The 24,783-nt window shown below is 67.3% G+C and carries 23 protein-coding genes and 2 pseudogenes; 17 read left to right on the top strand and 8 right to left on the bottom strand.

Annotated elements, in window-relative coordinates; genetic code table 11:
- Window positions 1-1,414: 1,414 nt before the first annotated feature.
- Entirely contained in the window at window positions 1,415-1,822 is a 408-nt protein-coding gene (locus IF29_RS0140160; protein WP_030267122.1) for a VOC family protein, read from the top strand.
- A 376-nt stretch (window positions 1,823-2,198) separates the two neighbouring features.
- Here IF29_RS0140160 and IF29_RS0140165 read toward each other — a convergent pair whose 3' ends face one another.
- Window positions 2,199-4,892 carry a right-handed parallel beta-helix repeat-containing protein gene (locus tag IF29_RS0140165; RefSeq protein WP_157624186.1) on the bottom strand — a complete coding sequence of 898 codons (2,694 nt, stop codon included), beginning with the start codon at window positions 4,890-4,892 and terminating at the stop codon, window positions 2,199-2,201.
- Window positions 4,893-5,224: 332 nt separating this feature from the next.
- Here IF29_RS0140165 and IF29_RS46655 point away from each other — a divergent pair, with 332 nt between their 5' ends.
- From IF29_RS46655 to IF29_RS0140185, 4 genes are all read left to right on the top strand, one after another.
- Complete coding sequence (locus IF29_RS46655; protein WP_157624187.1) at window positions 5,225-5,818, top strand: hypothetical protein; 594 nt, start codon at window positions 5,225-5,227, stop codon at window positions 5,816-5,818.
- A complete protein-coding gene (locus IF29_RS44245) occupies window positions 5,815-6,249 on the top strand; it encodes a DUF6086 family protein (protein WP_051726664.1) in 435 nt (144 codons plus the stop codon). Before IF29_RS46655 ends, IF29_RS44245 begins: the two co-directional genes overlap by 4 nt.
- 427 nt (window positions 6,250-6,676) lie before the next feature.
- Complete coding sequence (locus IF29_RS0140180; RefSeq protein ID WP_232242867.1) at window positions 6,677-7,180, top strand: HIT family protein; 504 nt, start codon at window positions 6,677-6,679, stop codon at window positions 7,178-7,180.
- Window positions 7,181-7,509: 329 nt separating this feature from the next.
- Window positions 7,510-7,854: a hypothetical protein gene (locus IF29_RS0140185; protein ID WP_030267139.1), complete on the top strand. Its 345-nt coding sequence runs from the start codon at window positions 7,510-7,512 to the stop codon at window positions 7,852-7,854.
- Window positions 7,855-8,163: 309 nt separating this feature from the next.
- Here IF29_RS0140185 and IF29_RS0140190 read toward each other — a convergent pair whose 3' ends face one another.
- From IF29_RS0140190 to IF29_RS0140200, 3 genes and pseudogenes are all read right to left on the bottom strand, one after another.
- On the bottom strand, window positions 8,164-9,171 hold the full coding sequence (locus tag IF29_RS0140190; RefSeq protein ID WP_030267142.1) for a hypothetical protein: 1,008 nt from the start codon (window positions 9,169-9,171) through the stop codon (window positions 8,164-8,166).
- A gap of 38 nt (window positions 9,172-9,209) precedes the next feature.
- Window positions 9,210-9,596 (bottom strand): annotated as a pseudogene (locus tag IF29_RS46660) (sigma-70 family RNA polymerase sigma factor); the annotation flags it as partial.
- A gap of 331 nt (window positions 9,597-9,927) precedes the next feature.
- Entirely contained in the window at window positions 9,928-10,446 is a 519-nt protein-coding gene (locus IF29_RS0140200) for an RNA polymerase sigma factor (RefSeq protein WP_030267148.1), read from the bottom strand.
- Between the two features lie 858 nt (window positions 10,447-11,304).
- On the opposite strand from IF29_RS0140200, the gene IF29_RS44250 reads away from it, so the two are divergent.
- From IF29_RS44250 to IF29_RS44260, 7 genes and pseudogenes are all read left to right on the top strand, one after another.
- Window positions 11,305-11,982 (top strand): hypothetical protein, encoded by a 678-nt coding sequence (locus IF29_RS44250; protein WP_157624188.1) that lies wholly within the window; start codon window positions 11,305-11,307, stop codon window positions 11,980-11,982.
- A 287-nt stretch (window positions 11,983-12,269) separates the two neighbouring features.
- Window positions 12,270-12,629: a hypothetical protein gene (locus IF29_RS44255; protein ID WP_051726666.1), complete on the top strand. Its 360-nt coding sequence runs from the start codon at window positions 12,270-12,272 to the stop codon at window positions 12,627-12,629.
- A gap of 103 nt (window positions 12,630-12,732) precedes the next feature.
- On the top strand, window positions 12,733-13,041 hold the full coding sequence (locus IF29_RS48335; protein ID WP_232242870.1) for a hypothetical protein: 309 nt from the start codon (window positions 12,733-12,735) through the stop codon (window positions 13,039-13,041).
- 175 nt (window positions 13,042-13,216) lie between these two features.
- Window positions 13,217-14,086 (top strand): DDE-type integrase/transposase/recombinase, encoded by an 870-nt coding sequence (locus IF29_RS48340; RefSeq protein ID WP_232242877.1) that lies wholly within the window; start codon window positions 13,217-13,219, stop codon window positions 14,084-14,086.
- 65 nt (window positions 14,087-14,151) lie between these two features.
- Window positions 14,152-14,382, top strand: a pseudogene (locus IF29_RS48865) (AAA family ATPase); the annotation flags it as partial.
- A 142-nt stretch (window positions 14,383-14,524) separates the two neighbouring features.
- Window positions 14,525-14,908, top strand: coding sequence for an ExeA family protein (locus tag IF29_RS48350; protein ID WP_232242887.1), 384 nt, complete (start codon window positions 14,525-14,527; stop codon window positions 14,906-14,908).
- A 95-nt stretch (window positions 14,909-15,003) separates the two neighbouring features.
- Entirely contained in the window at window positions 15,004-15,504 is a 501-nt protein-coding gene (locus tag IF29_RS44260; protein ID WP_051726667.1) for a hypothetical protein, read from the top strand.
- A 294-nt stretch (window positions 15,505-15,798) separates the two neighbouring features.
- Here IF29_RS44260 and IF29_RS0140235 read toward each other — a convergent pair whose 3' ends face one another.
- Both IF29_RS0140235 and IF29_RS44265 read right to left on the bottom strand, forming a co-directional pair.
- A complete protein-coding gene (locus IF29_RS0140235) occupies window positions 15,799-16,647 on the bottom strand; it encodes an RNA polymerase sigma factor SigF (RefSeq protein WP_198037688.1) in 849 nt (282 codons plus the stop codon).
- 323 nt (window positions 16,648-16,970) lie between these two features.
- Complete coding sequence (locus tag IF29_RS44265; protein WP_051726668.1) at window positions 16,971-17,804, bottom strand: RNA polymerase sigma factor; 834 nt, start codon at window positions 17,802-17,804, stop codon at window positions 16,971-16,973.
- A 437-nt stretch (window positions 17,805-18,241) separates the two neighbouring features.
- On the opposite strand from IF29_RS44265, the gene IF29_RS0140245 reads away from it, so the two are divergent.
- Window positions 18,242-18,421 (top strand): hypothetical protein, encoded by a 180-nt coding sequence (locus tag IF29_RS0140245; protein WP_030267163.1) that lies wholly within the window; start codon window positions 18,242-18,244, stop codon window positions 18,419-18,421.
- A 235-nt stretch (window positions 18,422-18,656) separates the two neighbouring features.
- Here the strand turns inward: IF29_RS0140245 and IF29_RS42930 are convergent, their stop codons facing one another.
- Window positions 18,657-19,382, bottom strand: coding sequence for an HAD family hydrolase (locus tag IF29_RS42930; protein ID WP_051726669.1), 726 nt, complete (start codon window positions 19,380-19,382; stop codon window positions 18,657-18,659).
- Between the two features lie 105 nt (window positions 19,383-19,487).
- Between IF29_RS42930 and IF29_RS0140255 the strand changes: the two genes are divergently transcribed.
- From IF29_RS0140255 to IF29_RS46665, 4 genes are all read left to right on the top strand, one after another.
- Window positions 19,488-20,093 carry a winged helix-turn-helix domain-containing protein gene (locus tag IF29_RS0140255; protein ID WP_037598569.1) on the top strand — a complete coding sequence of 202 codons (606 nt, stop codon included), beginning with the start codon at window positions 19,488-19,490 and terminating at the stop codon, window positions 20,091-20,093.
- On the top strand, window positions 20,090-21,445 hold the full coding sequence (locus IF29_RS0140260; protein ID WP_051726670.1) for an MFS transporter: 1,356 nt from the start codon (window positions 20,090-20,092) through the stop codon (window positions 21,443-21,445). Before IF29_RS0140255 ends, IF29_RS0140260 begins: the two co-directional genes overlap by 4 nt.
- The gene (locus IF29_RS0140265) at window positions 21,442-22,413 is read left to right on the top strand and encodes an IS3 family transposase (protein WP_084715538.1); all 972 of its coding nucleotides are present in this window, start codon (window positions 21,442-21,444) and stop codon (window positions 22,411-22,413) included. The genes IF29_RS0140260 and IF29_RS0140265 overlap by 4 nt, the downstream gene beginning before the upstream one ends.
- A 1,253-nt stretch (window positions 22,414-23,666) precedes the next feature.
- Entirely contained in the window at window positions 23,667-24,200 is a 534-nt protein-coding gene (locus IF29_RS46665) for a hypothetical protein (protein WP_157624190.1), read from the top strand.
- A gap of 212 nt (window positions 24,201-24,412) precedes the next feature.
- Here IF29_RS46665 and IF29_RS46670 read toward each other — a convergent pair whose 3' ends face one another.
- Entirely contained in the window at window positions 24,413-24,745 is a 333-nt protein-coding gene (locus IF29_RS46670; protein WP_157624191.1) for a hypothetical protein, read from the bottom strand.
- Window positions 24,746-24,783 lie beyond the last annotated feature (38 nt).

Here is a 24,783-nt window from a genome sequence, read left to right on the forward strand (position 1 = left end):
TCAGCCGATGGCCGTTCAACTATGCGCGCTCCCAACCGATCCGGTGACAAACCCCCGGATCAGGTGGAAACCCGTACACCACTCCCCAGGACGCAACCCAGGTGGTGACGGCGGTCGCAGAGGTGATCCGTGCCGTAAGGGGTCGAGGTCGAGGGCAGTGACGATTTCACCCTGGTCATGCCCATAGCCGAGGGCCGATCGCTCCGCGACCTGGCCGATGCGCTGCTCTGCTGGTTCGTCCATGAGTCACAGATATGGGACGAGTTCCAACAGCGCCTGGCGGAGGACTGACTATCCGGTCTGCTCGTCCAGCCGTGAGATGAGCCCGTCGAAGATCTGCTCGCGGGCGACCTGGCCCTTGGCGGCCGCGTCGTCCCGCTGGCGTTCGAGGGTGGGCCGGAATTCGATCGTGGTGACGAAGAACGTGCACGACTCGCAGATCGACTCGAAGTGGCTGGTGGCGCCTGTGTCTTCGAAGAACCAGAGTCACAGGGGTGGCGCGTCGCGGTCACCGGGCAGACGGTCGACCTTCCGACGGATCAGGGTGCCTTCGACGATGGGGAGTTCGCCGTCGTGGTCGCGCCAGGAGGAGCGGTGGGTCAACGGGGGGTGGACCCGGTCTCAGGCCTGGGCCTGGGCTGCCGTAGCGGTCGGTGGCGTTGAGGGTCACCAGCGCGGGCACGAACCAGGTCTCCGAAGCGGCGAGCCGCAGTTCCAGACCGTGCCTGCGGGGGTGTCCCAGGGGTTGGTAGGTGAAGGATGTCTGAGCTGCGTCGGATAAATCCGCCAGCGGGCCGCTGTTTGGTCGAGACCCGTCCGGTCCTGAACGCGGTCGCAGGGAACACGATGTGGGTGCGGGCTGATTTCGGGTCAGGAACCCGCATGCCGCGTCGTCGGGGCTACTGATCGCCCGCGGTCCGATCACCCTGCTGTGGGCGAGCAACACCGCAGGCGACACTCACGTCACGTTGATCTTCTCGGGAGGCGCCATTGGGATCCAGGACACGGCCACCGAGAGATTCGCCTGGATCAAGGGGGGCGTCAACCCGAACGCGTACGCCTACGTACAGAACGACGACAACTTCGTGATCTACGGCCCGAGCAACAGCGGCCCGGAGTGGGCCACAGGCATCAACAACAAAGTGCTAGCCCCACCTGACGCGAGCGCGCAGCCGACCGGATGCGGGAGGGGTACAGGTGGGGAAGGTCGGGCGCGCGGACATCGCTGATTCAGAGCGTGAGTTTGGCGTCGTTGTCCGCGGTCGGGGTGAGCAGGCCAGCGAAGGTGGGCGGCGAGTGCCACTCGACGATGGGCGCTGTGCCGCATAGGGTCGGGGCGCGGCATCGCGTGTCGGTCACCGGCTGGGTGAGGCATGGAGGTGTCCGCGAGGTGCCTTACGGAGGCATTCCGCACATGTCAGTCGAGTTGAACCACACCATCGTCCACGCCCGGAACAACCGGGAGTCCGCCGAATTCCTGGCGATGATCCTGGATCTTGAGGTCGGCGTCGAGTGGGGCCCCTTCATCCCGGTGGCCACCGGCAACGGCGTCACCCTGGACTTCGCCAGCATCCCGGCCGAGTCGATCACCATGCAGCACTACGCCTTCCTCATCTCCGAGGACGAGTTCGACGCAGCGTTCAAGCGGATCCAGGAGACCGGGATCACGTACTACGCCGACCCGCACATGAAACAGCCGGGCGAGATCAACCACCACCACGGTGGGCGCGGGTTGTACTTCCTCGATCCAGCCGGCCACGGCATGGAAATCATCACGCGTCCCTACGGAAGCCATGAGGCGACACCCCAGCCGCTGAGGTAAACACCCAGCACGCCGCCACACCAGCCGCTGCCGGCCTGTTCCCGCCATTCCCCTGGGGACGGGAGCAGGCCCCTGCCCTTGGCCCTGGCGCTGCGGGTGTCTGCGGGCGTATCGCTGAGTAGGACCACGCTGGCGCCTTCGGCATGACCCGTCACCGCTGCGTCGTCCTGGACGGTGACGCCTAGCGACTGCTGTGCCGGTGGGTGGTGGATGGCGCGCCGGTACTGCTGGCCTTGCTTGCTGACGTTCTGACTCTGGACGAAGGGGTGGTCTGGGCGGTTGACGTCGCTGAGACGGCCGCACCGCCCTGGGAGGGCGGTGCGGCCGTCTCAGCCAGTGCGGGTCGGCTGCCGTGTACGGCGGCCGACCCGCACGCTCAGCTGTTCGCGTAGTACCCGAACACGTCGAAGACGACGTCGGCGGTCCCGGTCGAGCCGTTGAAGACGGCGACTTCCTGGTGGGTCCAGGAGGTCGGCAGGATCGCCAGGTTCGCGATCGTCTGTCCGGGGTCGAAGTTGAGGTTGGAGACGGTGGGCCGGCCGGAGCCGTCCGTTCCGTAGGGGTAGACGGTCAGGTATCCGCTGCCCTTGGTGTTCGTGACCGTGGTGTTGAGGACCAGAGTCGCGTTCGCCGGGAAGGGGCTTTCGGCGTTGCCGTTGTCGCCCTCCAGGAACGCCGGCGCGGTTCCGTCGGCCGGGATGGTCCAACCGGGCAGTTGGCGGGTGTCCCATACGCGTGTCGGGGTGATGGGCACGTATGAGCCGGGGGCGGTGGTGGTGAAGTAGCCGGAGACGTCGGCGAGCAGGTCGACCGGGGTGTGGCCGCCGCCGTTGTAGAGTTCGATCTTGCCGTCGGGCGCCACAGGGACGATGACGGTGTTGGAGACGATCTGGTCCTTGCCGTAGTTGAGGATCGAGGTGCCGGGGGTGCCGGCGCCGTTCGCCTCGGCCGCGATCCAGCCGTTCCCGGTGGTGTCGGCGACGGTGACGTGGACCGCTACGGCGGTCGCCCCGGACGGGATCGCGTCGACCCCGGCCACGGTGACCGGGATGCCGGTGTTCGCAGCGATCTGCGCCACCGGCGCGCCGGTGCCGTTGCGGGTGTCGAGGATGCGCTTGAGGGTCGCGTCCGCGTATCCGCCACCCGCGCTCTGCGCGAAGTAGCCGGAGACATCCGCGATCACGTCGGTGGAACCGGTGCCCTTGTTGTAGATCGTGATCGACCCGTTCTTCAACGGCACGATCGCGCTGTTCGCCACCACCTGACCGGCCGTGTAGTTCACGTTCGAGGTCGAAGTGCTGCTTCCGCCCGGAGCTGCGCTGAGGTAGCCGTTGCCGGTGGCGTCGGCGACCGTCAGGTTCATGGCCACGGCGGTGGCGTCCGCCGGGATCCCGTGGAGCCCGGCGATCTTGACCGTCACGTTCTTGCCCGCGGGCACCTTCGCCAGTGGCGCGCCGGTGCCCTTACGCGTGTCGAGCAGCCGCGTCGGATTGATCGGCGTGTAGTTCGACCCGACCGTGGTGAACGAAGTCGTGGCGCTCATGCTCGCGCCGACGGTCAGGTGGGAGGTCTGGGTGATCGTATAGGTGCCCGGCTTCGCGTAGGTGTGAAGCGTCGCCGTGCTGACGTAGGCGCTCGAGGCCGGAACGGTCTGTGAGATGCCGTCGCCCCAGTTGATGGTGTACGACACCGCGGGCGTCGGCCCACCGGGCACGCTGCCGGGGGAGGTCCCGTCGGTCAACGTCTGCCCCATATAGCTGGCGAGGTCGACGCTGCGCGCGCCGACGGCCTCGAGGACCTGCAGGCCGTTGGTGACGGTGTAGTTCGGCTGGAAGGCGCCGCGCGCGCAGTAGGCGGGCGTCCCGCTGCCGGTGACGGCGAGAATGGAGTTGCCGGTGCACGGATCGCCGTACAGGTCGGTCGCGAGCATCCCGGGAGCGGAACCGTTCGCCGAGTTCCACTGCGGGACCGCGAGGGATTTCACGGAGAGGATGTTCGAGGTCTCCGGATCGGTGTTCAGGTCGTGCTGGCCCTGCCCGGTGGCCTGGAACAACGCCGCAGCGCCGGAGTAGGCCGCCCCGCCCCACGAGTACGCGTTCTGCATCACGCCCACGCCGTCCCAGTTGCCCGGGAAGACGACGTTGTAGTCGAGGACGGTGCCGGCGCTCGAGTCGGCGGCCACGTCGATCGACGATGTGCTCGTCGATGCGGTGCCGGACAGGCCGGAGACGATGTTGTTCTCGATCGTTGCTCCGGTGGCACCGGAAGCGAGGCTTATCGGTTCCCCGCCGGCGTTCTGAGCGTAGAAGCTGTTCGAGGTGATGGCGGTTCCGGTTGCGCCATTGACTGAGATCCCGAACGCGGCCGCCTCGATCGAGTTCGTCGAGAAGACATCGCCGGAGCCGCCCCCGTCGACGAGGATCCCGCCGTTGGTGAACCCGGTCATGATGCTTCGGCTCACCGTGACGTCGCTCGAGCCTCCGGTCACGTACACGGCGCCCGACTTGGAGTTCGTCGCGCCGAGGACTGCGGCACCGTCGAGCGTGATGTGGTCGGAGGCCTTGATCTGCACCCCGGCCACACTCAGCTCTTGGGACTGCGTCGGGCCGACGCCCTCGAAGCCTTCGAAGGTGACGTAGGAAGCGCCGTCGAGGGTCAGGGCGGGGCCGGTCTGCCCTGTGCCGTCGACGATCGAGGCCAGCCCGCCGACCGCGTGGAAGACGATGGGCGCCGCGGCGTTGCCGGTGGAGGTGACATTCACCGCGTTGCGGTAGACACCCTTGGAGATCTCGACGGTGTCGCCGGCCACGGCGGCGTCGGCCGCGGGCTGGATCGTGCAGAATGGCGCGGCGACACTGCCCGCGCCTGCGCCGGTGTCGGTGCAGCTCGTGTTCGAACCGTCGACATAGATGACGGATGTGGAATCGGTCGGACTGTCCGCGTGCGCGGCGGCCATGCCGGAGCCCAGCAAGGCCGAGGTCGCCAGCGCCACGGACACGACGCGGCCTGGTCGGAGCATCGCAACCCCCCTTGGAAATAAGGCTGCTGACTGAGCACAGCAGCCACGCAAGGCTAGTGCTCCAACCGCAGAGGTTCACCTGGTTTGCTGCGCTCCCAGAGCGCGCTTGAGCCAGCCCGCTCCCACCATGTCGCAGCCGGTGCATCCTCCAGCCTGAACAGCCATCTCTCCGAAACCCAAGAGGCGTCACCGGCACAGCGAGGTGCCACCGCCTCGGTTCACGGTCGCGTCGAAACTCATCCCTGTCCGACACGCGTCCGTAAGGCAACGCCATGTGACCGTAGAGGCGCTCTTGCCGAGCTTGCCAGGTTGCGACAGCGAGGCCGGAGAACCTGGAGCGGCAGGAGAAGACGTGCAGTGCATCGTCGGTTAGCCTCTGGCGGGTGACCAATGTCGTTGACACCTGGCATCAACTCGCGGCCTTGCTGCCACCAGTGGAGGCCCATGAGTTCAGAGAGTGCTGGACCATTGGCGAGCAGGAGGCCGGACTGGGCCTGCTCGTTTCCGGCATCCTGGCTCACGGCGTGACGATCAGTGAAGGGGTCCGTGCCCAACTCTCGGTGCTCGCAGAGGCTTGGGGTGAGCGGGAAGCGCCCACACCCCGAATTCGCCAGTGCCGCAACGACGGCCAAGGAGCCTGCGACGTGACCCTGATCGAGCAGGAGGATGTTCCTGTCAGCGGCGACATGGCCCTGACAGACGGCGCTCTCGCGGGGCTCGTCCAGGTGCCTTGGATCCTTTGCACCCGATGCGGCCAGATCCTGATGCGCCTTCACGCCCGCGAGACCCGGGGGGATCTCGCTTACCTCGCCACCCACTATGCGATCACGACACCGGACCGCACCGCTGTCGCTCACCTGTTCCCGGACGACTGCGCCGAGGAAGCATTCACCAAGCTCCTGCAGATGTGCGGCCAGTCGTCGATCAACGTCGGTGCAACAGATTTCGAGCCGGGCGACGGGCAGGCGAAGCGGTGAGTCAGTACTTCGATCTGGGCGAGCGGACACTTTGGAACCCGTCCAACGGAGCAACCGGACTGTTCTTGAGGCAGGTCTCCGTCTTTGAGGCGGAGCTCGGTTTGCCGTCCGGCATCGGACCGATGAGCGAGGACGAATGCCAGATCGACCCCGCGACGCTGAAGCTGTTTGTCGAAGCCTTGCTGGAGCGTCATCGCCGGACAGGCCACGCGGTCGTGATCGCCCTATCAGAGGGCTTCCTTGCGACCGTAATCGTCCTGGCCGAGCGGGCCGACATCAAGCTCACCTGGCCAGCTGATGACCAGGCCACCTATGACACCAGCAGAGACCTCCAGGTGCCGGGCGAAGCCTCGAACAGCATCAGCGCGTGCGTCCGACTGGAGCAGCTCCGGGATGCATCCCGAGAGCTGAGCCGCTTCATGGCCCGCTGAACGGGATCGTTTCTCCCCACTCGGTGGCAACCGTCCCAACGTCGCTGCCACGGGGCAGTTGCTAAGCCCCTCGGGTCCATGCAGCAGCGGCTGCGACCTCGGCTACCAACTGCGTCTGCGCCACGAGAGCGCCGGCGCCACGACTCCGATCGTCCGTTGCGCCATCGGCCCGGCCACCACCCCTTGGATCAGGTCGCTGCAGTTCCCGCGGCGCTCTGGACGGGCGCCCTGTTGGCGGCGGCTGACCGGAGGCGGTGAGTTTCGGTCGTTCACTGACAACCACGTCACCCGGACCGTCCCGGCTGCCAGGCTGGTTCCGGTCCGCTGCTGACCGGTGGCGACCGCAAGGCCTGGGAGGTCTTGTGAGCGCCGACCGGCTCCCGCCCGCACCTACAGGTGGGTGGGCGGCACGCAGGAGGGGGGAGCGTTGAAGCGACAGCCGATGGACACGGCCGCCTACACCGAGCAGGCCCTGATCGGGCCGTGCTTCATCTGCCGACTGCTGGCAGGAGATCCCGACTACGCCCACGACGTCGTCTTCGAGGACGAGGACCATATCGCCTTCCTGGACCGGTGGCCGGTGCTGCCCGGCAAGTTGCTGGTCTGCCCCAAGCAGCACTTGGAGCACTGCGTCGGCGACTTCACCGAGCCCGCGTACCTGCGGATGATGCAGGCGGTGCGGTTGGTCGCGCTGGCTGCCGAGGACGTCGTGCCGGGGGAGCGCACGTACCTGTTCTCGATGGGCTCGCAGGCTGGCAACAGCCACCTGCACTGGCATGTGGCCCGGATCCCCGCCGGAGTGCCCTACGAGGAGCAGCAGTTCGACTCACTGAAGTTCGAACAGGGCGTGGTCGTCATGAGCCCGCAGGAGCGCGCCGACCTTGCGGACCGGCTGCGCGCCGCGGTCGCAGCCCGACTCGCCCGCGGCTGACCGGGCCCACTGGTCGCTGGTCCGGCCGGGCGTTGCGACGAACACGCTATCGAACATAGGCGCGAATTCCCTTGCTCGGCTTCGCACTCCCTGGCCGCCGCGGTGCTGCTGCGCCCGGTCCCCGGGCCGGGGCCGGACGCGGTGTGGTCGATGTCGGCCCACCCGGTGTTGCTGGCGGTGCGCGGCGGCGGCTGGGCGGTGGCCCCGGTGCTGGGCCGGCACACGCCCCTACCGTAGCCACGCCGGTCGAGCGTATTGCCCAAGCGGCAAAGCGGTAGCGGCTGCAACACAGCCGGCTGATTGTCGGTGGTGATCGCCATCATGAAGGCATGAGCAACCCGTACCTGGCCACCGGCACTGTCTGGCGACTCCACCACGACAACCAGGAGGTCGCCCGGCTGGTCGTGACCGCCGCCGACTGGCCCTGGATGCACGCCGACGTCGAACCGCTTGCCGGCTTCGAGGAGTTCCGCCCCTTGTTCGCTGAGCAAGAAGGGGCCATCGACCAGGAGGACTGGGAGCATGCCGACACGTGCTACGTCCGGATCCGCACAGCGCTCACGATGACGCTTCCCGACGGGAGCCCTGTCGCGGAGTTCATGCTCCGCATCCACGACGACGGCTCTGCCGGCTGGCGGTGGCATGACGAGCCCTTCGATCCGGGGGACCAGTAGCTGGGCTCCTCTTCCGGGCAGAGGCGGCTTACAGCCTGATTCCACGACTGCGGATCCATGGTGGGCGGCCGCTGGTCTGGACCTGGTAGGGCGTGATTGCGATATGCCGGTTTGGTGTCAGTGGGTGTGTTGTCAGTGACGGTATGTCAGCTGGGTGGTCGTTCTGGCTGTTCAGCTGGGCTTGGAGGGTGTGGGTGCTGCTGTCATGAGGGTGGCGTGGCGGGTGGTTTTCAGTGTCGTGGGGTGGTGTTTCGGGGTTTTCGGGGCTGTCACGGGAGTGGTGGGTGCGACGACGGTGGGGATGGGTGTTCAGTTTTGCTGGTTCTCGAATGGGTAGTCGTAGACGTCCCGGAGTCGTTCGTTGAAGAGAATGCCCGGGTTGGTTCGGTTCAGGAGTACGTCGTCGATTTCGGGTTGGCTGAACAGGACGACGGTTTTGGAGTTGACTGCTCGGCGTACGACGCTGCGGGCCCCGTCGTCGTACCCGCTGTGGGAGATGAACAGGCCGATGGTCTGGGGCGTGGGTCGAGTTTTCCGGGGAATTCGCGCATCTTTCCGCCGGTCGTCGGGTCGGCGAACCAGCGGACTTCGCCATGGATGTGCAGGCCGTTGTAGAGGGCGGTGAAGTCGTTGTCCTCGCCCTGGACGCGGGTCTTCTTGGGGTGCCATCCGTACAGGGCCAGGGCGTCGCGCCACAGGATCTCGAACTGCTGGCCGCGTGCCTGGGGCGGTGCCGCTCCAGTTCTGGAGGTCCTGGTATCGCTGGCGCAATGAGGCGTAGGACTGGTCTTCCTGCCAAGACTCCCGCAGGAGGGGCAGGAGCGCTTCGGCCTTGGCTCCGTCCCGGTTGCCTGCTCCGCTCCCATGGTGGTCGGCTTGGTCGGCCATGTGCCCGATCTCGGTCGACATGAAGTCGGTCCCGGGGATCCGTACGACGTGGATCTCCTGTTCGCGGGCTAGCCGCAGGTGTTCGCGGACATGTTCCAGGGCTTTGTTGTTGGGGCTCTGCATGGTCCAGGCCTGGCTGAAGCCCTCAGAGGGCCATGCGTGCTGCCACTGGGTCGCGGTGGTGTCCGGTACGTCGAGGAAGAACAGGAAGAAGTCGTACGGAGTCGTCAGCGCGGTCAAGGCGAGGCTGGTGCCCAGGGCGCGCCCGTGGAGGGGGAAGAGTTCCGATGCGCGGCCCATGCCTTCGACCTCGCGCAGGGTGTCGGCGTAGTGCTGTTCGACGGTGCGCTGGTAGGCGTTCGGGTAGGCCGTGGGGTAGGCGCGGAGCTTCTCTTCGGCCTCGGCATAGTGCATCGGCGCGTGGGGCATGCGGTCGCCTTGTCTGTGGTCTCAGGGGTCGTTCGTCGTCAGCTTGGTGTGGTGTCGTCGGGGGGAAGGAGCCGGCTCAGGGCTCGTACGGCCCGCTGCTGGAGGGTTTTGATGGAGTCTTCGTTCTTGCCCATGATCCTGGCGGTTTCGGCGACTGACAGGCCCTGCAGGAAGCGCAGGGTGAGGCATTCCTGTTGTTGCGGGTTGAGCCGGTGCACGGCGTCCAGGAGCGCGGCGTTGGAGAGGGACTCCAGGACGGCGTCCTTGGGGCTGCGCTCGGTCTCGTTGGAGTCGAGCATCTCCCCGGTGGTGACCTCGAGGCGGAAGCGGCTGGACTTGAAGTGGTCGGCGACCAGGTTGCGGGCGATGGTGACCAGCCAGGCGCCGAAGTCCCGGCCCTGCCAGGTGAAGGTGCCGATCTCAGAACCGCCGCGCACGAGCGTGAGCAGGCGGGTCAGGCCCTCTGTCGATGGGGCTGGGCGCGAGTGATGAGCGTGGCTGGTCACGAGAAAGAGGTGGAACGGCGATGGCTGTACCGACGCTGCGTTGGCGGGAGCGCTGGGTTCGGGGAGTCGATCACGAAGGCGCGCGAGGCTGGTCTCTACATCGAAGGACTCGCCGATCAGCTGGTCGGCTTGGTCGACGGCGTTGCTGAGCAACGCCGACAGTTGCGGGTCGGCACCTTCCTGGTCGGCGCCAGCGTCCACACGGTCCACTGTGGTCGGTGCTGCATGCTCCCAGCTAGGGACGGGCGTATTAGGCATTGTCGTCCCTTTCCACCTGAAGGAGGGACCGGCGTGCCTGGTGGACCAGATTGCGCACCGTACTCACCTCCACGTTCATGATCTCCGCTGTCTGCCGAGAGGTGAACCCTGCGAGAAAGCACAGGCCCAGTGCCTCTCGTTGTCGGGGTGGCAGCTCGGCCATCTGCTTTAGCGTGCCCTCGAATTTCTGTCGGATCACTACCAAGTCGTCGATCGATGGCTCGGCGGCCGATGGTTCGATTCCCTCGAGGGCGACGTCACGCCGCGCGCGAATGCACTCCTGTACTACGCGACGCAGTGCCGTTTTGCGCAACCACGCTGCCCAGTTGTCCACTCGGGCTCCCTCAGGGGCGAGGATCCGCTTCCATGCCTCTTCGAAGGCATGCTGCAGTCCGTCCCCCGCGAAGTCGAGGGAGACTGTCGCGGCAACAGCCAGGAGTCTGTGGGCATGGGTCCGGTACAGGCCCTCGAACACTTCGATCGCCGCTTGCCGCTCAGCTGGGCTGACCATGCTCGCCGAGCGCCGTGGGATGGGAAGTGCAGTGTCCCAGGGAGGGCAGGACTATCAGATCGAACTCGGTTGTCGCCTGTCCGAGCTTGTCCACAGACCGGTACCTGATGCGTCCCCCGGCCTTCAGCTCACGCACTGCGGATACCACCCCCGCTGCTCTGGTGCGCTCACGGTGGCTGTAGACCACCGAAGCCGCGCACAACGTGCAAAGGCCCGATGGTCCAGCGATCGCCGCCCAAAACCAGACTGACACGATGGCACCTCTTACCTGGAGCGGATGGCTGTTCCGTCTCCCTAGAGCGATGAGGCGTCAAAAACATCTAGTTTCAGGCGACAGGCTCTGGTCCCGGCGCTGTGCATGGTGTTGTGCGTTGGAGCCGCGATCGAGTGAAGGCGCTGGCTCACCCCTGGTGGCAGGGCGTTACCTGCTTTGACGGCTCCACCGACTATTCCACCGCGACCCCGATCTTGGCCATGTTGGACTGGCTCCAGCAGCGCCCGGGAGCGATGTGGTGACGGCTGGGACGCCGCGCATTGCAGACCCCGGACCAGGCCCTGAAGAATCCGGCCGACTGCGGCCGTGTTCCGAGCCCGGCAGGCCACCGAGGCGGAGCGCCCGGCGATGGACCGTCATAACGCGTGCTGTCGTGGTGGGCTGCGATCCGCGAGTGCCGCCACAGCTGCAGCGCCAGGTCGAAGCCCTCACCGATCAAGGTGGTCACGACGGTGGCCACCACCAGGGTGGGGTCGCGGTCTGCTGGTTGGTGTGCGACGGCAGCGTGAGCACGGAGGCAGCGGTTCCTGTCACCGGGCCCACCGATAATGCCTTGCATGGCAGCTACTTCTCCGGTCACCCGCATGATCACTGCGGCAGCACGTGAGGCACTTGGTCCGCTTGGCGTGGCTCAGCAGGGTCGGTCACGGGTCTGGATCGACGACCATGGGTGGTGGCTGGGAGTCGTCGAGTTCACGCCGCTGCGTCTGGCTGGCAGTTCCATGCATGTCGGAGCCATGTGGCTGTGGCACGACGTTGACCACTTCGCCTTCCACGTCGACGGCGACCGGGCAGGCCAGGAGTCATTTCGAGACGAGGTCCAGTTCGCTCCGCGCGCTGCCGACCTCGCGAGGCGGGCAGCTCTCGATGTGACCGGGTTCAGGGAGAGGTTCCCCAGCCTTCCAGCCGTGGCGAGCTTTCTGACGAGCAGGCCGCTGCGGCGAGGCTTCCTCTGGGACGGTTTGGACGCCGGCATCGCGGCGGCCCTGGTCGGTGAACCCGTGGCAGCCCGTGCAAGCCTTGACCGTGTCCTCGCCGAGGAGGCTCTGGCCCCGTGGATGGTGGGGGCCCAGGACACTGCACGGTTCCTTCACGACCTGGCCGACGACTCGAACGCGGTGGGGATATGGGCAGCCGAGGCGGTCCGGTCCTGCCGGGCCAACCTCAAGCTCGCCCCCGCCGCCCTCCCTTTTGGAGATGAATCGGACAGCCATGAGGCCGGACCGTCAGTGGCGTGGGTCAGCGATCACGAACACGGGTGACGTGGGGTTTCAGCCTCCCGGGCAGGCTCGGCGCGTTGGGGTTTAAGTGCTGCGGAGGTGCCCGTGTTGGTCGTGGAGGCGGAAGCAGATCGTCTGGAGGAGCGACTGGCTGCGGGGCGGATGAGATGTCCGAACTGCGGTGATCGCCTCAACCGATGGGGTTACGCCCGGCCGCGCACGATTCGAAGTGGTCACGGGAAGCGGAGCGTTTTCGACCTCGACGGGCCCGCTGCACGGGCTGCGGGTCCACACACGTGCTCCTGCCGGAAGTGCTCTGGCCTCGCCGCATGGACACGGCCGAAGTGATCGGCGTCGGGCTGGAGATAGCGGCCGCGGGGATGGGGCACCGCTGGATCGCTGTCCGGCTGGGCCGGGCGGAGGACACGGTTCGGGGTTGGGTGCGCCGGTTCCGCCGCGGCTCGGAGGAAGTCCGTCGCTTCTTCACCGTCGCGCTGGTCGCGCTCGCGCAGGACCCGGTGATGCCGGAGCCGGCGGGGTCCCCGTTGGCCGATGCCGTCGCGGCGGTCGATGCGGCGCATCGGGCTGCTGCGGAGAGGTGGCCGCGGATGCTCACGGTGTCGCGGTGGGCCTTCGCCGGCAGGGCGATAAGGGGCCGGGTCCTGACCTGCACTGCTGCACCTAAATGATCAACACGGGCTGCCTCTGGGCGGTGCAGTCCGGGGCCGGGAGTCTTGATCATGCCCGTCCTGATTGGGCGGACGCTGGTCGAGATGCGAGGAGAGTCCGCGCATGGCATCGAGCGAGGAAGAGGACCGCCGCCGGGCCGAGAGGGCAAGGCCGGTGGGTCTGTTCCGCTATTCCCTGATCCAGGACCTGTTGGACCAGGACCTGACCACCCGTGAGCGCGGGCGCCTGGCGCGCGAACTGGCGTCACGCGAGCACACCGATCCGTTCGGGCAACAGATCACCGTGGCCCGGGGCACCCTGGACTGGTGGACCCGGCACTACCGCGCTGCGGGTTCGCAGCCTTGGTCCCCGAGCCGCGCAAGGCCGTCCCGCGGACGCCGCCGGAGGTGCTGGAACTGGCCACGGCGCTGAAGCGGGAGAACCCCGCGCGGACGGCGGCGCAGATCCAGCGGATCCTGCGCACCACGCAGGGCTGGTCCCCGACCGAGCGCACGCTGCAGCGGCACTTCGCGGGCGCCGGCCTGTCCGCCAGTCCCGGCCAGGCGAGCGTCTTCGGGCGGTTCGAGGCCGCGCGCGGCAACGAGCTGTGGACCGGGACGCGCTGCACGGGCCCAGGATCGGCGGCCGCAAGACCTACCTGTTCGCGTTCATCGACGACCACTCGCGGGCGATCGTGGGGCATCGGTTCGGCTTCGCCGAGGACACTGTGCGCCTGGCCGCCGCGCTCCGCCCGGCGCTGTCGGCCCGCGGGGTCCCGGAGCCGATCTACGTCGACAACGGGTCCGCTTTCGTGGACACCTGGCTGCTGCGGGCCTGCGCGTCCCTGGCGATCCGGTTGACCCACTCCAAGCCCGGACGCCCGCAGGGCCGGGGCAAGATCGAACGGTTCTTCCGCACCGTCCGCGACCAGTTCCTGGTCGAGCTCGACGACGAGCGGGTGGGACGGATCGAGCACCTGACCGAGCTGAACAGGCTCTTCACCGCCTGGGTGGAGACGGTCTACCACCGCACGGTGCACTCGGAGACCGGGCAGCCTCCGATCGAGCGCTGGCTCGGTTCGATTCCCAGGCCGCTGCCGCTGCCCAGCCCCGCTGATCTTCGGGAGGCGTTTCTGTGGTCGGAGTTCCGCACGGTGACCAAGACGGCGACGGTCTCGCTGCACGGCAACAGCTACGAAGTGGACCCGATGCTGACCGGGACCAGGGTGGAGCTGGTCTTCGACCCGTTCGACCTGACCCGGATCGAGGTGCGGGCGGCGGGCCGGGCGGCCGGGTCGGCGGTCCCGCACCGGCTGGGCCGGCACACCCACCCGAAGGCCACCCCGGAGATCCCGGCCCCGCCGGCCCCGCAGACCGGGATCGACTACCTGAAGGTCCTGGACCAGACCCACAACGCAAACACCGCGCAGGGCATCAACTACTCGTCCCTGATGGACGACGGGCGGGGGCAGGAATGATCGACCGGGTCCAGGGCTACTACGGCTTCACCCGCATCCCCTTCGGCCGCAACCTCGCCCCCTCGATGCTGCACCAGCACCACTCACACCGCGAGGCAGCCGCCCGCATCGCGTGGTGCATCAACAACCGGGCCATCGGCGTGCTCACCGGCGAGGTCGGCTCCGGCAAGACCGTCGCCCTCAAAGGCGCCGTCGCCTCCCTGGACCCGGCCCGCTTCACGGTGATCTACCAGCCCAACCCGGAGGTCGGCATGCGCGGCCTCTACAACCGCATCGTCACCAGCCTGGGCGACACCCCGAAATTCCACCTCGCCGCCCTCGCCGCCCTCGCCGCCCAGGCCTCCGCAGCCCTGGCCGCCGAAGTCGACGAACGCGGCCGCGCCCCCCGCCGTCGTCATCGACGAGTCGCACCTGCTCGACCACGGCGAGCTCGACGCCATCCGCATGCTCACCAACTACGACATGGACTCCACCACCCCGTTCGCGGTGGTGCTGATCGGCCAGCCCACCCTGCGCAAGCGCATGAAGCACGGCGTCCTGGCCGCACTCGACCAGCGCATCGCGATCAGCTACCAGATGCCCACCATGGACCGGGAGGAGACCGCCAGCTACATCAAGCACCACCTCACCATCGCCGGCCGCCAGGACACCCTGTTCTCCGACGACGCCGTCGAATTGATCCACCTCACCAGCCGCGGCCTGCCCCGCTCGGTCAACAACATCGCCTGGCAGTCCCTGATCGCCGCCTTCACCCAGGACAAGGGCATCGTCGACGAGTCCTCCACCCGCCTGGCCATCACCGAGACCCACGCCACCGAATGACCACGGGCCGCTGCCGGGCTCTTCCGTCCGCAGCGGCCCTCGGCACCCCAAAAGCAGTGGACACTCCATCGCCGCAGGTGACAGGCTCGCGCTCCATGGAGCTACGGGACGTCCTGACGGAACGCGTCCGATTGGGACAGCTGGGGCCGGTCGCGAACGGCGCGGCCTGGGCCACGGTCACCCAAGCGCTCGGCGAACCCTTCGAAGTGGCGATCGGGAAACGCCGGTCATGGCCACGTCTGTTCGCCTACGGCGACCTTGAGATCAGCGTCTGCAGCTGCAAGAAGATCATCATGGTCTGCCTCCAGACCTGGCGTGACGTCGTCGACCTCCCTGTCGGCTTGGTCGGCAGGGAGACGTTCCCTGGCCAACCCACGTACGCCGAAGTGACCGAAGCCCTCGACCGAGCCGGTTGCGTCTGGCAGCTCTACGAACCCTTGACCTTCGACACCCAGTGCTCGATCCAGGTCCCGTCCACCGGCGTCAACTTCACCTTCGAGATCCCGGAAGGGGAAGATCCCCTCCTCAACATCGTCGGCCTCGCGCCCCGCCATCACGACTGCCCAGCGTTCAGTCGGACCCAAGCGACACCGTGAGCATGAGACCGACGCTGTGTTCACCAAGACCCCGGCGGCCTGACGGCCGCCGGGGTCTTCTCACCCAGCTTCATCGACAACGACCACGTCGCCGTCCTGCACACCTTCAACGTCGCGCAACACCTGGCCGCCCGCCGCCGCGCCGAAGTCCCGCCGCCAGCACATTGATGCAGATCTGGGTACTTGTGCAGTGCTCGCAGGACTGCTGGACAGCGAGCAACTCCTGGTCGTATGGAACAGGGGAAGGGGAGCGGTGTGCGAACCTAGCCCCTCTCGCCGACATCGGCCAGATCGCTACTCCTCCAGCAGCAGCTTGACGCGGAGCTCGGCCAGCGACCGGGCGAGCAGCCGGGAGACCTGCATCTGGGAGATGCCAACCTCAGTGGCGATCTGAGACTGGGTCATGTTCCGGAAGAAGCGCAGCACCAGGATCCGCTGCTCCCGCTGCGGCAGCTGGGCCAGCAGCGGTCTGAGCGACTCGCGGTAGTCCACCCCCTCTAGTGGGTCGTACTCGTCCGGGGTGTCCGCGCCGGTGAGCGATTCGTCTTCGGTGTCGGGGACGTCCAGGGAGAGGGTGCTGTAGGCGTTCGCGGGCTCCAGCCCTTCCAGCACCTCCCCTTCGGTGACGCCGAGGTACTCGGCCAGCTCGTGCACGGTGGGAGGGCGGCCGTGCTGCTGGGACAGTTCGCCGGTGGCCGTGGTCAGCTCAAGCCGCAGCTCCTGCAGCCGGTGCGGGGCCCGCACCGCCCAGCCCTTGTCGCGGAAGTGGCGCTTGATCTCGCCGACGATGGTGGGGGTGGCGTAGGTGGAGAACTCCACGCCGCGGTCGACGTCGAACCGGTCCACCGACTTGATCAGTCCGATGGTGGCGACCTGGGTCAGGTCGTCCAGCGGCTCGCCGCGGTTGCGGAAGCGCCGGGCCAGGTGCTCCACCAGCGGAATGTGCATCCGGACCAGCTGGTTGCGCAGTTCGACCCGTTCCGGCGAGTCCTTCTCCAGCGCGGAGAGCTGGACGAACAGCGCCCTGGCTGCCTCGCGGTCGGGGGAGCGGTGTCGTTGCGGGTCCGGTCGGACGCCGCCCCGGACCTGCGGCCCGTCAGCTGGCCTGTCGCCCCGGTCCGTATCGCCATCAGTGTCGAGCAGCGGTTCGCCCGTTCCGCCAGCAGCAGCAGTGTCCTGGTGCTCCCGTAGGTCCCCTGCAAGTTGGGAGAGGGCCTGGTCCTCCTCCTGCAGGCGCCGGCGTCGCGCCAAGATCCGCGTGATGTCCGCAAGCGGCGTGGATCGCCGTTGGTTGCTCGGCTCGTCGGTGCCTAGGGAGGAGTCCTCGATCAGGACTGCTGTCTGCGGCAGTTGCTCGTAGTCGGACGGGTCCTGCGGGGAAGCGCTGTCCGCAGTGTGGCTGATCAGGCGTGCGATTGCCTCGGTACGCTGCGCCGCGTGGTCCTCGGGTGGCTGTAGGCGGTCGCTCATGCCTGTCCCCCGGGGTTGTCGGCGCGCCGGTTGCGGCGTCTGCGGAACCGCTCGCTCAGGGCTGCGGCGGAGATGCCGATCCTCGCAGCCGCCTCGGCATAGGTATGCCCGTCCACAATCATTTCAGCCGCGGTGCGCAGATCGCCATCCCCCAGAGCCGCCAGCGCCGTCTCGAATGACTCCTGGTCCACAAATTGCATCAGCGGGTCACTGCGGTCAGAGACTCTGGCCTGTACGAACGCCTCCGCCGCCTCGGCGCGGCGCCACCGCTTGCGCTCCATCATCACCCTGCGGAATTGGTTGGGGAACTGCAGCACGCACGCGCCCATGAAGAACGTCGTCAGCGTGGTCCCGGCCTCCGGGTCCCAGAGGCCGGGTAGCAAGACGTTGTCGTGGAAGTACATCAGCGCACGGGCCACGGTCAGGTCGGCGATCTCGATTCGGTCCTCGCGCTCCCACAGCGGCTCCACCCCACCAGTCGCCACCGGCCGACCCTTGTCCGCGCAGCGCGCGAAGATCTCGCCGCTGTGCATCCAGCTCATCAGCACGGGGAAGGCATAGGCGGCGAGTTCCGCCTCAAAGTACGCGTAGGCGGGGCCTTGGAACCCCTGTAGCTTCAGCTCCTCCACCAGTAGCTGGTCCGCCTTCCGGCGTGCCGCATTCCGGGCGATCTGGCGCTCCCGGTCTCCCTCGGGCTGCCCGGACGACGGCGCGGGCAAGGACGGTGCCCGGACGCTGCCGTCGACCGGTAACCGCAGCCGTTGCCCATCCGCGTCTGGGAGCACGCCCGGGGACAGCCCGGATACGGGAGCAGACAGCTCCGTGTCCATGTCCGCGGTGAATGCCGACAGTGCAGGTCCAGTGTCAGCCTCGGCCGTAAGCGGTGGTTCACCCCATTCGCCGTCAGGTCCCAAGCTAGACCTCCTTCCGGCGATCGCGTTTCTAGATGACGGATTCTCGCTGATCCCACGTACCGTGCGATAGCCCTGCTGCGATCTTCATCACACCGTCCAACGCCGATACCGGCATGGACCGTACGGCGCTGCGACACCTAGAGCCCGTTCAGCAGCCAGGATCGAACCTGGGAGACCGGCGACCTCTTCGGGACTCCACAATGACGCATCGTCAGCGAACCAGCACCCTGCCCAGACCTCCCCGGTCTTCAGTACCGGCTCTGGCACAGGGTGCCGTTGGCACGGCCGCAGGGATCGGAGCCTGGCACCTCCACCCGGCTCTCGCGATCGCCATCACCACCGCGTTCATCGCGATGGCTGGCCTCAAGGCCATGATCGCCGCCTGCGCTGCCATCGCCAACGTGCTGGCCCGGCATCGGTACCAGCGCCTGTACGACCACATCGCCCGCGAAACCCTCGCCCGCAGCACCAGCCCTGAACAAGCCCGCGTCCTGCTCACCACCATCGCAGCCACCCGCCCCGACCAGCCGTAGCCGGGCAGCGTCCCAAGCGATCCGCCTGCGGGGCCACGCGCGCTGCTCTGCTCTGCTCTGCGCTGCCCGGACGCGGGCAGCACGGTGACTGTTCGGCGGTGTCTGGAGACACCGACGAAACTCACAGGCCAGTCACGATCGAGGCCCCCCCGGAGATTTTTCCCGCACATCGGAAGATCATTTCCCACCGGCCAGGGCCGATCGGGGTCCAAGGCCGCACGGGCCCACTTCTTGGTCATACTCGATCGGCCAGGCGGAGCACTGCATCCAGTCCGCGACACGAACCGGGGGTGGCTCGGCCGGGCAGCACATAGGAGCGCAGTCCAGCCGCAGCCGCGCCGCCATCCTTCGCGGGATGGTCGCCGACCATCAGCGTCGCCTCCGGAGCGACACCCAGCTCATGGCAGGCCTGCTGAAACAGCAACGGGTCGGGCTTCTCAGTGTGGTGTTCGTAGGAGTGCACCCAGGACGAAAAGTAGTGGTCAAGGCCGTGATGGGCGAAGGTGGCCCGCAGGTCCCAGGCCACATCGCTGACCACTCCCAGAACCACGCCGCCCTGAGTCAGCCGGGCCAGCGTGGAATCGGTGTCTACGTACGGCACCCAATGCTCCGGAGCCTGAAGTTGCTCATAGAGCACGTCAGCGACCGGTGCCAACTCGGGAACCGTGGCATACCAGGTGGAGAAAGCACGGCGATGTGCTCTTGAGGACACGTCACGGCCACGCTGGGCCTCGACCACGTCGGGGTCCGACAGGCCGGCTTCGAGTCCGCTCAGCATGATGTCCATCGCCGCCTCGTCCACGGGTTCCGCCATCGCCGCCCGGATCCGGTCTGCGTACGTCCGGATCTGGAACAGGGTCCCGGAGAAGTCGAAGAGGACGGCCCGCACGGCCAGCGGCGGCTGCGAGGTGGTCCTGGCGCGAATGGGCCCTTCAGGACCGCAGGCAGGGAGACGAGTCATTTGATCTTCCTACCCCGGGCCGGACGAGAATGACCAGGTCTATCGCGGACCAAGTCGTTACAGACGAGTCTCTGCAGAGAGTGCTCTGCACTATAGGGTGGCGAGGTGACCAAGGAACCCGAACCCACTTCGAAGGCGGCCAAGCCCACCCGGCGCATCGATGCCCGCAGCCTGCGAGGGCTGGCCCATCCACTGCGGATGAGCATCCTGGAGGCGCTCAGCCTGGACGGTCCGGCCACCGCGACCGGCCTCTCGCAGCGCCTGGGCGAGAACACCGGCACCGTCAGCTGGCATCTGCGCCACCTGGCCGAGCACGGCTACATCGAGGAGGAGACAGGTCGCGGCACGAAACGTGAGCGCTGGTGGCGGGCGGTCAGTGACACCAAGCTCCTGAACCCCGCCGAGTTCAGCGAGGATCCCGACACCCGGCAGGCGCTCGCGCTCTACCTCCACCAGCTGGCGCAGCAGTACTTCAACCGCACCGTGGCCTACCTCAACGAGGACTGGGACGGCCGGTGGCAGCATGCCGCGACTATCTCCGACTGGCGAGACCTGCGGATGACCCCGGCCCAACTCAAGCAGCTCAACGACGACCTGATGGCCGTCGTCGCCCGCCACACCCCCGCACCGGGCAGTGAGCCGGTCCCTGGCGAGCTGCCCGTCATCGTGCAGATCCAGTCCTTCCCCCGCAAGGAACAGGGCACCGCATGACCCAGGACCTGCGCGGTGGTGGCCTTCTGCGGCGCCACCGCGACTTCCGGCTGCTGTGGTGCGGCGAGACCGCCGGCAGGTTCGGCGCATCGGTCACCGGGGTGGCCATGCCGTTGGTCGCCGTCTCCACCCTGCACGCCAGCACCTTGGAGGTCGGACTGCTGACGGCCTGCGCCTGGCTGCCCTGGCTGGTCATCGGCCTGCCGGTCGGTGTCTGGGTGGACCGCCTGCGCCGCAGGCCGATCATGCTGGCCTCCGCGGCAGCGTCCCTCCTGCTGTTCGCCAGCGTCCCGGTCGCCACCTGGCTCGGGGCGCTGAACATGGGCCTGCTCCTGGTGGTCGCCCTGCTGACAGGTTCGGCGGGCGTGTTCTTCCAGACTGCCTACAGCGCCTACCTGCCCAGCCTGCTGGACCCCGCCGACCAACCCGAGGGCAATGCCAAGCTGCAGGGCAGTGCCTCCGCCGCGCAGATCGTTGGCCTTGGGTCCGGTGGCGTGATCGCCCAGCTGGCCGGCGCGGTGAACGCGATGCTCGCCAACGCGGCGACGTTCCTGGTCTCGTTGCTCTGCCTGGCGGCCATCCGACACCGGGAACCGCGAGGGCGCGTAACCGGACACCAGCGCCAGCCACTGCTCAGCGAGGTCGGCACCGGGCTGCGCCTGGTCGCCGGCGACCGGTGGCTGCGGACACTGACGCTGTTCGGCGCCGCCTCAAACCTGGCGCTCATGGGCTACCAGTCCATCCTGGTGGTCTTCCTGGTGCGGACCGTCGGATTGAACCCGGGAACCGTGGGTGCCCTGATCGCTACCGCCAGCGCGGGCGGTGTCGTGGGGGCCTTCGCTGCCCGTCGCGTCGCCGCGCGGGTCGGCACCGCCCGCGCCACGCTGCTGTTCGAACTGGGACTTGCCCTGCCGGCCCTGCTCATCCCGCTCGCCAGCAGCGGAGCCGGGACCCTGCTCTACGTGACCGGGGGTTTCTCCGTCTCGGCGGGCGTAGTCGCCGGCAACGTCATCAAAGCGAGCTTCCAGCAGAGCTACTGCCCGCCTGACCTGCTCGGCCGCCTCGCCGCCAGCACAGCGTTCCTGAACTACGGCACGATCCCCCTCGGCGCGCTCCTCGGCGGTGCGCTCGGCACCCTCCTCGGCCTGCGCGAATCCATGTGGATCACAACAGCAGGAGTTCCCCTCGCCGGACTGATCCTCCTCCTCTCCCCGCTCCGCACGACCCGGGACCTGCCGCTTACCAAGACAGGCTCACCCACGACGGTGTCACCGGAGGAGTCGATGACGGCGGTTTCCTTGGAGCCGACCAGGTCATCGACCAGCTCTTCCCTGCCCTGGAGCGGGAGTTGACCACCACGGCCGCCTGCCGGCTGACCGGGCGCTCACGGGCCACGCACTACCGCCGGCTCCACCCGGCCGCACCGAAGGAACGGACCTCGCGTCCCGCCCCTGCCTCGGCGCTCTCACCCGCCGAGCGGACACAGGTCCTGGCACTGATGAGCCAGCCGCAGTACGTCGACCTGCCACCCGCGCAGATCTGGGCCCGTGAACTGGACGAGGGCCGCTACTGGTGCTCCGAGCGCACGATGTACCGCATCCTGGCCGCCGCCGGGCAGAGCGGCGAACGCCGCCGCCAGGCAACCCACCCGGCCAAGACCGTCCCGCAACTGGTGGCCACGGCGCCGTGCCAGGTGCTGACCTGGGACATCACCAAGCTCAGGGGGCCGAACAAGGGCGAGTGGTACCAGCTCTACGTGATCATCGACATCTACAGCCGCTACATCTGCGGATGGACTGTCGAACGCAGCGAATCGGCCGAGCGGGCCGAGGAGTTGATCCGCGAGACGATCCAGCGCAACGGCATCGTCCCCGAGACGGTCCACGCCGACCGCGGCACCTCCATGACCTCCAAGAAGGTCTCGCAACTGCTACTGGACCCCGGGGTCACCCGGTCGCACTCGCGGCCGAAGGTGAGCAACGACAATCCCGTCAGCGAGGCGAACTTCAAAACCATCAAGTACTGCGGCGAGCTGCCCGACCGGTTCAACTCCCTTGCCGAGGCCAGGGACTGGTGCGAGGAGTTCATCACCTACTACAACCACAGCCACCGGCACTCCGGGATCGGCCTGCACACCCCCGCGTCCGTCCACTTCGGCACCGCCGACCTGGTCCGCGAACAGCGCGCCGTGACGCTGGCCGAAGCCTACGGCCGCCACCCCGAACGCTTCGCCCGCAGGCCCACACCACCAGCAATACCGCACCAGGTCTGGATCAATGAACCGAAGCCGGAAACGGAACCGGAAATACAGTCTTCATAGCATCAAACCGTCTCATTTGACTTGACAGCTTCCGGGGCGAGCGGCTGCGCAAGGACGCCGTGCAGCGAGCAACTGGCGACGTCCAGCGCCGGGCGCTGCTGCGGGCCCGCCTGCTGCGGCCGGGCAGCGGTGTGAGGCCCTCCGATCCAGCTGTTTGACCGCTCTCGTCGAACGGCTTGTTCGGGTTCCCGCTCGTTCCGGGACCGCGGTTCAGTGGAGCCAACTGTGGGCCGCGCCCAATGCACTGAGAATCAAGGTCAGTGATCCGACGAAGGTGGCTCCGGCAATCCGAAGAGTCTGCAGGGTGCTTGCCCCGGCGCTGCGGGCGGCTAGGGCCGCCGCTAGTCCGAGGCAGATGGCGACCAGGCCTCCGAGCACCAACGCCAGCAGGAGGAACACGACGCGAAGTTGTTGGGGAGTCATGGTTGGGGCCTCCGTTCAGGATGGCCGGCCGTAGTCTCGGCTGGCTTGACCACACTGAAGCGGCGAACCGCTGCATCCGGTGCGGTCAAACCGGACGTCAACACTCCTAAGCTGCGGCATTGACGGCAGAATGGTCGTCCGGAACCGTCCGGTCCCGGAAGGGGGAAGTGGGTATGGAGCGACCCGCTGATCGGTTTGCGACAGTGTTCGCGGGGCTCTACAGAGCAGCCGGCAGGCGGCGGCGGAAGAGGGACCTGGACCAGATCGTGCCGAAGTCCACGCTCAACGACTGGGTACACGGCCGCACACTTCCCCAGCAGAACTCCAGGGCCTTCCGCGAGGTTGTTGGTTACCTCACCGCGCGAGCCGACATGACGGGGCACCCGGAGTGGGCTGCGCCAAGGCTGTTAGAGCTGCTGGCAGAAGCGCGTCGTGCTAGGGAGGCGTCGTCCAACGGTGGGACACGCCTGCCCAGGAAGGTGGCTGAAGCGGCACTCGCTCCGCCCGAGTCAGCCACTGATTCCGCTGCCGAGTCCAGTGGGGTGCGCTGGAGACGGGGCGCGAGGTGGGTGGTGACGCGCCTAATTTTTCTCCCGATCGGGCTCGTGGGTCTGACCGGCGCCAGCCTTGTGGGCGGCCTTTTGATCAATCTCCGTATGAGTCCTTCCGTGCAGCCAGATCCAACGGAGGCCATTGCAGCCACTGCGCGCCCGTTCTGGACAATTCCACCAACTGACGGAACGTCATATATCCTTCCGAGGATGCTATCCGCGGATGAGGCGAGGCAACTGAATGGGATCCGAGGGGACTCTTCTGCTCTCGCTTCCTTTGTGGACAAGATCGGCGGCCACGAGATAGCGCCTGCCAGCCCGTTCATAGGCAAAGCAAGCACCGCCTATCTCGTGACGCTCATTGGTCAGCATGCGCAGGCTGTGGTCATGAAGAGCATGACTGCTCGGAAGATCCGATGCTACCCCGCACCCCCACGGGCAACGATCATCGTCACGCCAAATGCCGGGGCCGCCCTTATCGAGGGCATGCTGTTCGATCTTGACAGGGGTGGTACTGCCCTGCGGTTCACTGGCGGAGAAACCAGAGCGGAGAGCCAAAGCTACTTCGACCAGAAGCAGGTTTCGCTTGGAAAATACACCGATCCAGTTACGTTCCATATCACCGCACTTTCCAATAAAACGTGTGACTGGGTTATAGACGCCGTCTACATCGACGGACGCAGTGTGAAGAGCATGGAAATCATGGGTCCCGAAGGAAAGCCATTTTCGGTGTACGCTTCCTCCGGTGTCGAGAATGACCAGTGGGACTGGCCAATCGGTGCCTGGTACTGGGAGCACTCTGTGACACAGTGAGACATCCGAGGGTCCTGCATGCGGCGTAGCATCGGCCCGGCCATGCGCGTTCAAACGGGCAGCCGACTACGGAGTGGAGCCCCCGGTGCACCTATGAGCAGCAGTCCCTGTGCGCGCACATCCCCCACTGTTGAAGGACTGCGGTGCGGTGGGTCGGCGGCTGCTCGGTGCCGCAGTCCGGTCGGGCGGGCAGCCGTCCCCTGATCTTGCCGTCAGGGGGGTGACCACTTGTGTATCAGCAGGAGGGTGAGTGCGGCACGGGCTCGGTCGTGAGGGTCGGGAAGTTGCCGGATCAGGCCGGCGGCCTCTGCGGTCAGCTCGACGTCGGTACGAGCGCGGAGGGCCTGCTGAGTCCGGTCGAAGGCTTCCTGGACCGCGACGCGACGGTGCCGGTAGACCTCCAGCCCCAGGGCGACTGCGGCGCTGACGAGGGGAAGTAGAGCGAAGTACCAGGTGGGGCCCGCTACGGTGTCAGCGGCGGCGGTAGCAGCCGTGACACCGAGGGTGGTGGCAACGGTGGCACGGTGCGGGATCGGACGCTGCATGGGAACCCCTGACGTGGCGTGAGTCCCGCCTGGTGCGG

Source organism: Streptacidiphilus jeojiense (genome assembly GCF_000719095.1).
GTDB lineage: Bacteria > Actinomycetota > Actinomycetes > Streptomycetales > Streptomycetaceae > Streptacidiphilus > Streptacidiphilus jeojiensis.

Bases quoted from the DNA above. Each gene is read 5' to 3' on its own strand.
- IF29_RS42930 (WP_051726669.1), bottom strand. From the start codon at position 19,382: ATGACTCGTCTCCCTGCCTGCGGTCCTGAAGGGCCCATTCGCGCCAGG.
- IF29_RS48335 (WP_232242870.1), top strand. From the start codon at position 12,733: ATGGCATCGAGCGAGGAAGAGGACCGCCGCCGGGCCGAGAGGGCAAGG.
- IF29_RS0140245 (WP_030267163.1), top strand. From the start codon at position 18,242: ATGGCTGGCCTCAAGGCCATGATCGCCGCCTGCGCTGCCATCGCCAAC.
- IF29_RS0140260 (WP_051726670.1), top strand. From the start codon at position 20,090: ATGACCCAGGACCTGCGCGGTGGTGGCCTTCTGCGGCGCCACCGCGAC.
- IF29_RS44250 (WP_157624188.1), top strand. From the start codon at position 11,305: ATGATCACTGCGGCAGCACGTGAGGCACTTGGTCCGCTTGGCGTGGCT.
- IF29_RS44255 (WP_051726666.1), top strand. From the start codon at position 12,270: ATGGACACGGCCGAAGTGATCGGCGTCGGGCTGGAGATAGCGGCCGCG.
- IF29_RS0140190 (WP_030267142.1), bottom strand. From the start codon at position 9,171: ATGCCCCACGCGCCGATGCACTATGCCGAGGCCGAAGAGAAGCTCCGC.
- IF29_RS46670 (WP_157624191.1), bottom strand. From the start codon at position 24,745: ATGCAGCGTCCGATCCCGCACCGTGCCACCGTTGCCACCACCCTCGGT.
- IF29_RS0140160 (WP_030267122.1), top strand. From the start codon at position 1,415: ATGTCAGTCGAGTTGAACCACACCATCGTCCACGCCCGGAACAACCGG.
- IF29_RS0140200 (WP_030267148.1), bottom strand. From the start codon at position 10,446: ATGGTCAGCCCAGCTGAGCGGCAAGCGGCGATCGAAGTGTTCGAGGGC.
- IF29_RS44260 (WP_051726667.1), top strand. From the start codon at position 15,004: ATGGAGCTACGGGACGTCCTGACGGAACGCGTCCGATTGGGACAGCTG.
- IF29_RS0140185 (WP_030267139.1), top strand. From the start codon at position 7,510: ATGAGCAACCCGTACCTGGCCACCGGCACTGTCTGGCGACTCCACCAC.
- IF29_RS44265 (WP_051726668.1), bottom strand. From the start codon at position 17,804: ATGGACACGGAGCTGTCTGCTCCCGTATCCGGGCTGTCCCCGGGCGTG.